The sequence below is a fragment of the Marinobacter sp. genome (assembly GCF_035268745.1).
Classification (GTDB): Bacteria; Pseudomonadota; Gammaproteobacteria; order Pseudomonadales; family Oleiphilaceae; genus Marinobacter.
Genome location: NZ_DATFKH010000212.1, coordinates 1 through 5,179 on the forward strand (window position 1 = coordinate 1; position 5,179 = coordinate 5,179).

At 61.5% G+C, this 5,179-nt stretch carries 4 protein-coding genes; all 4 read left to right on the forward strand.

The window, feature by feature from the left end:
• Positions 1–619 (forward strand): acyl-CoA dehydrogenase family protein (locus VJ956_RS14200; protein ID WP_324085697.1); only part of this gene is annotated, 619 nt, incomplete at its 5' end.
• 324 nt (positions 620–943) lie between these two features.
• Complete coding sequence (locus VJ956_RS14205; protein WP_324085698.1) at positions 944–2,551, forward strand: carboxyl transferase domain-containing protein; 1,608 nt, start codon at positions 944–946, stop codon at positions 2,549–2,551.
• Positions 2,552–2,565: 14 nt separating this feature from the next.
• Entirely contained in the window at positions 2,566–3,369 is an 804-nt protein-coding gene (locus VJ956_RS14210) for an enoyl-CoA hydratase-related protein (protein ID WP_324085699.1), read from the forward strand.
• 5 nt (positions 3,370–3,374) lie between these two features.
• Positions 3,375–5,179 (forward strand): acetyl-CoA carboxylase biotin carboxylase subunit (locus tag VJ956_RS14215; protein WP_324085700.1); only part of this gene is annotated, 1,805 nt, incomplete at its 3' end.

Here is a 5,179-nt window from a genome sequence, read left to right on the forward strand (position 1 = left end):
CGGCCACCGTGGCATCACTGCCTTTATTGTCGAACGGGACACCCCGGGATTCACCCAGGCCCAGAAGCTGGACAAGCTCGGCATGCGCGGTTCCAACACCTGTGAACTGGTATTCCAGGACGCCAAAGTGCCCAAAGAAAATGTCATGGGGGGCCTGGGCAACGGCGCCAAAGTACTTATGAGCGGCCTCGACTACGAACGCCTGGTGCTCGCCGGCGGCCCCCTGGGCATCATGCAGGCAGCCATGGACGCAGTGGTTCCCTACATCCGCGAACGCAAACAGTTCGGCCAGGCCATCGGTGAGTTCGAACTGGTACAGGGTAAAGTCGCCGACATGTACACCTGGATGAATACCGCCAAATCCTACGTCTACATGGTCGCCATGTCCGCCGACCGTGGCAACACCACCAGAAAAGACGCTGCCGGGGCGATTCTCTATTCAGCGGAAATGGCCACCAAACTGGCCCTGGACGCCATCCAGCTGCTCGGCGGCAACGGCTACATCAATGAATACCCGACAGGCCGTCTGCTGCGGGACGCCAAGCTGTACGAAATCGGCGCCGGTACATCCGAAATCCGCCGGATGCTGATTGGGCGGGAGTTGTATCTCAACAACTAGACCTTAGGGGAGGCGGACGGTGAGGTGGGCTTTCCAGGAAACGCTACAAGCACGTCCGTGTGCGCTTGGCTTCGGCCATCCTTGGCCGAAGACATTCCTGGAAAGCCCACCTCACCGCCCGCTTCGGGCACCGTGCCGCGTATCGGACAGAGACAAAGATTGGTGCAGGCCAACGAATAGTTTGCAGAGGGAGTGGCAGAAGGGTAGTTCGGGAATGTCTTCGGCCAGGGAAGGCCGAAGCCAAGCGCACATGGATGTGCTCGTAGCGTTTCCCGAACTGCCCTTCTGCCAGTCCCGACACTCCAAACTCACGGACCAGAAAAAATGACAATACTCCAAAGCAAAGTAAATCCAAGATCCGACGAGTTCCTGGCCAATCAGGAATCCATGGCAAAAGCCGTGGCGGACCTGCGGGACAAAGTCGCCACTATCCAGCAGGGCGGTGGCCCCTCCTACCAGGAGCGTCATATCGCCCGTGGCAAACTGCTGCCCCGCGAACGCATCAACCGTCTGCTGGACGACGGTTCTCCCTTCCTTGAAGTGGGCCAGTTCGCCGCCTACAACGTCTACGACGAAGAAGTCCCCGCTGCGGGAGTTATTGCTGGCGTCGGCCGGGTCTCCGGCACCGAATGCATGATCATCGCCAACGACGCCACCGTCAAAGGCGGAACCTACTACCCGCTGACGGTGAAAAAACACCTGCGTGCCCAGGAAATCGCCCTGCAGAACCGCCTGCCCTGCATCTACCTGGTGGATTCCGGCGGCGCCAACCTGCCAAGACAGGACGAGGTCTTTCCCGACCGCGACCACTTCGGCCGCATCTTTTTCAACCAGGCCCGCATGTCTGCCGACGATATCCCCCAGATCGCCGTCGTTATGGGCCTGTGCACCGCCGGTGGCGCCTATGTACCGGCCATGGCCGACGAGTCCATCATTGTGCGCAATCAGGGCACCATCTTCCTGGCTGGTCCGCCGCTGGTGAAAGCGGCCACCGGTGAAGTGGTCAGCGCCGAGGACCTGGGAGGCGCCGACGTCCACTGCAAGGTCTCCGGGGTGGCCGACCATTACGCGGAAAACGACGCCCACGCCCTGGCAATTGCCCGGCGCTGCATCTCCAACCTCAACCGCCGCAAACCGGCTGACGTGGAGATCCGCAAGCCCAGGGCGCCGCTGTTCAATGTCGAGGAAATCTACGGCATTGTCGGCACTGACCTGCGCAAACAGTTCGACGTGCGCGATGTTATTGCCCGCACGGTCGACGGCTCCGAGTTTGACGAATTCAAACGTTACTACGGCCAGACCCTGGTCACCGGCTTTGCCCATATCCACGGCTACCCGGTCGGCATCATCGCCAACAACGGCATCCTGTTCAGCGAGTCCGCCCAGAAAGGCGCGCACTTCATCGAACTCTGCTGCCAGCGCAACATCCCCCTGCTGTTCCTGCAGAACATCACCGGCTTCATGGTGGGCCAGAAACACGAAGCCGACGGCATCGCCAAGCACGGCGCCAAGATGGTGATGGCCGTGGCCTGTGCCGAGGTACCCAAGATTACCGTACTGATCGGCGGCAGCTTTGGCGCCGGCAACTACGGCATGTGTGGCCGCGCCTACAGCCCCGACTTCCTGTGGATGTGGCCCAACGCCCGCATCTCGGTGATGGGCGGCGAGCAGGCCGCGGGTGTGCTGGCCACCGTCAGGCGCGAAGGCATGGAGCGCAAGGGCCAGCACTGGAGCACCGAGGACGAGGCCGAGTTCAAGAAACCGATCGTCGATTCCTACGAACATCAGGGCCATCCCTACTATGCCAGCGCCCGGCTCTGGGACGACGGCGTGATCGACCCGGCACAGACCCGTGAAGTTGTTGCCCTGAGCCTGTCCGCCACCCTTAACCGCCCGGCCAAGCCGACACGCTTCGGCGTGTTCCGCATGTAACGGAGGAGAACGCCATGACTGGTCAGGAATCAGCTGTTGTGCTGAAACGGCGCGCCGACCGTGTTACCGAAGTGGTGCTTAACCGCCCGGACAAGCGCAACGCCTTCGACGACGTGATTATCCAGCAACTGATCAACGCGCTGGAAACCGTGAACACAGACGACAGCACCAGCATCGTCATCCTGCGCTCCGAAGGCAAGCACTTCTCCGCCGGGGCTGACCTGGGCTGGATGCGCCGCATGGCGGACAACAGCCGCCAGCAAAACCTGGACGACTCGCGGCAACTGGCGCGGCTGATGAACGTGCTCAACCACCTGTCCAAGCCGGTCATTGCCCTGGTCCAGGGTGCCGCCTTCGGTGGTGCCGTCGGCCTCGCGGCATGCTGCGACATGGTACTGGCCACCGAACAATCCAGTTTCTGCCTGAGCGAGGTCAAACTGGGCCTGATTCCGGCTGTGATCAGTCCCTACGTGGTGCGCGCCATCGGTGAGCGCCAGGCCCGGCGCTACTTTATAAGCGCAGAGGTATTCACCGCTCGGCAAGCCGAGCACTTTGGCCTGGTGCACGAAGTTTGCGCCGACCTGGAGGCCATGGAGCGCCGTTGTGACGACCTGCTGCACCAGCTCTCCCTCAACGGGCCGGAAGCGATGAAAGCGGCCAAAGCTCTGGTATTTGCGGTCAGCCACAAATTTATCGGCACAGATGTAATTGATGACACCGCACAACGGATCGCGGACATCCGGGTGAGTGCCGAAGGTCAGGAAGGGCTCAGTGCTTTCCTCAACAAACGCAAGGCCAACTGGGTTCCGGAGGAATAACAAACATGTTCAGCAAGATACTCATAGCCAACCGCGGCGAAATCGCCTGCCGGATCATACAGACCGCCCATCGCATGGGCATTCGGGTGGTCGCCGTCTATTCGGATGCTGACGCCGACGCCCGGCATGTGGCCATGGCCGACGAAGGCTTCAACATTGGTCCTGCCCCCAGCTCCGAGAGTTACCTCAAGGCCGACAGAATCATCGAGGTGGCGAAACAGAGCGGCGCCCAGGCCATCCATCCCGGTTACGGTTTTCTTTCCGAAAACACCCGGTTTGCCGAAGCCTGCGAAGCCAACGGTATCGTCTTCATTGGCCCGCCCTCCTCGGCCATTGCGGCCATGGGTTCCAAATCGGCCGCCAAAGCCATCATGCAAAAAGCCGGCGTTCCACTGGTGCCGGGCTACCACGGCGACGACCAGTCCCCGGACACCCTGCGCGAAGAGGCCGGCAAGTGTGGCTTTCCGCTGCTGTTGAAAGCGGTCGCCGGCGGTGGTGGCAAAGGCATGCGCGTGGTCGAACGGATGGAAGAATTTGATGACGCCCTGGCCGCCGCCAAACGGGAATCGAAGAACGCCTTTGGCAATCCGGACATGCTCATCGAACGTTATCTGACCCAGCCCCGGCACGTGGAAATCCAGGTGTTCTGCGACAAGAGCGGCAAAGGCGTCTATCTGGCTGAGCGCGACTGTTCGGTACAGCGCCGCCACCAGAAAGTACTGGAAGAAGCCCCGGCCCCCGGCCTGAGCGAGGACACCCGCAAGGCCATGGGCGAGGCCGCCGTCAAAGCCGCCCAGGCCATCAACTATGTCGGCGCCGGTACTGTGGAATTCCTCTACGACGTCGATGGCTCCTTCTTCTTCATGGAAATGAACACCCGCCTGCAGGTGGAACACCCGGTTACCGAAATGGTCACCGGTCAGGACCTGGTGGAATGGCAGTTGAAAGTGGCCTGGGGCGACCCGCTGCCGCTGGAGCAAAGCCAGGTAAAAACCCGGGGCCACGCCCTGGAAGCCCGCATCTACGCCGAGGACCCGGACCAGGACTTCCTGCCCGCCACCGGCAACCTGCGCTACCTGAGTACACCGGATGAAAGCGCCCACGTGCGGGTGGATACCGGCGTCACCGAAGGTGACGACATCAGCATCCACTACGACCCGATGATTGCCAAACTCATCGTCTGGGATGAAACTCGGGGCCAGGCCATCAACCGCATGGTGCAGGCTCTGGAGCACTACCGCATCGCCGGGGTGAAAACCAACATCCGCTTTCTCCACGCCCTGGCCGACGCACAGCCGTTCCGCGAGGCGGAACTGACCACCGGCTTTATCGACGACCACCGGGACCTGTTGTTCCCGAAATCACGACTTGATACTCACAAGGCCCTGGTACTGGCCGCCGGTTTCGTGCTGGAACAGCGCAAATCCCGGGAAGTGGTCAGCACCGACCCCTGGTCGCCGTTCGGCCGCCAGAACAGCTGGCGCATGAACTCCGAATATGCCCAGCCCCTGCAGCTGCAGGTAGGCGCAGAAATCCACGAGCTCAAGGTTCTGGAACGGGACGACCGCTACCAGGTGTTCGTCGGCGACAGCGTGTACAACCTGACCGCCCGCCTCGACGACGACTTCCTGCAGGCGGTGATTAACGGCCACCGCATCAGCATCCATGGCAACCTGCACAACGACCAGCTGGTGCTTTTCTACGAAGGCGATACCTTCCAGTGCGTCCTGTACCGGGAAACTTACGGCTTTGAGGAGATGGCCGGCGAAGGCAGCCTGTCTGCCCCCATGAACGGGGCCATCGTCGCAGT

Excerpts from the sequence above, each read along its gene's own strand:
- VJ956_RS14205 (WP_324085698.1), top strand. The coding sequence starts at position 944 with ATGACAATACTCCAAAGCAAAGTAAATCCAAGATCCGACGAGTTCCTG.
- VJ956_RS14210 (WP_324085699.1), top strand. The coding sequence starts at position 2,566 with ATGACTGGTCAGGAATCAGCTGTTGTGCTGAAACGGCGCGCCGACCGT.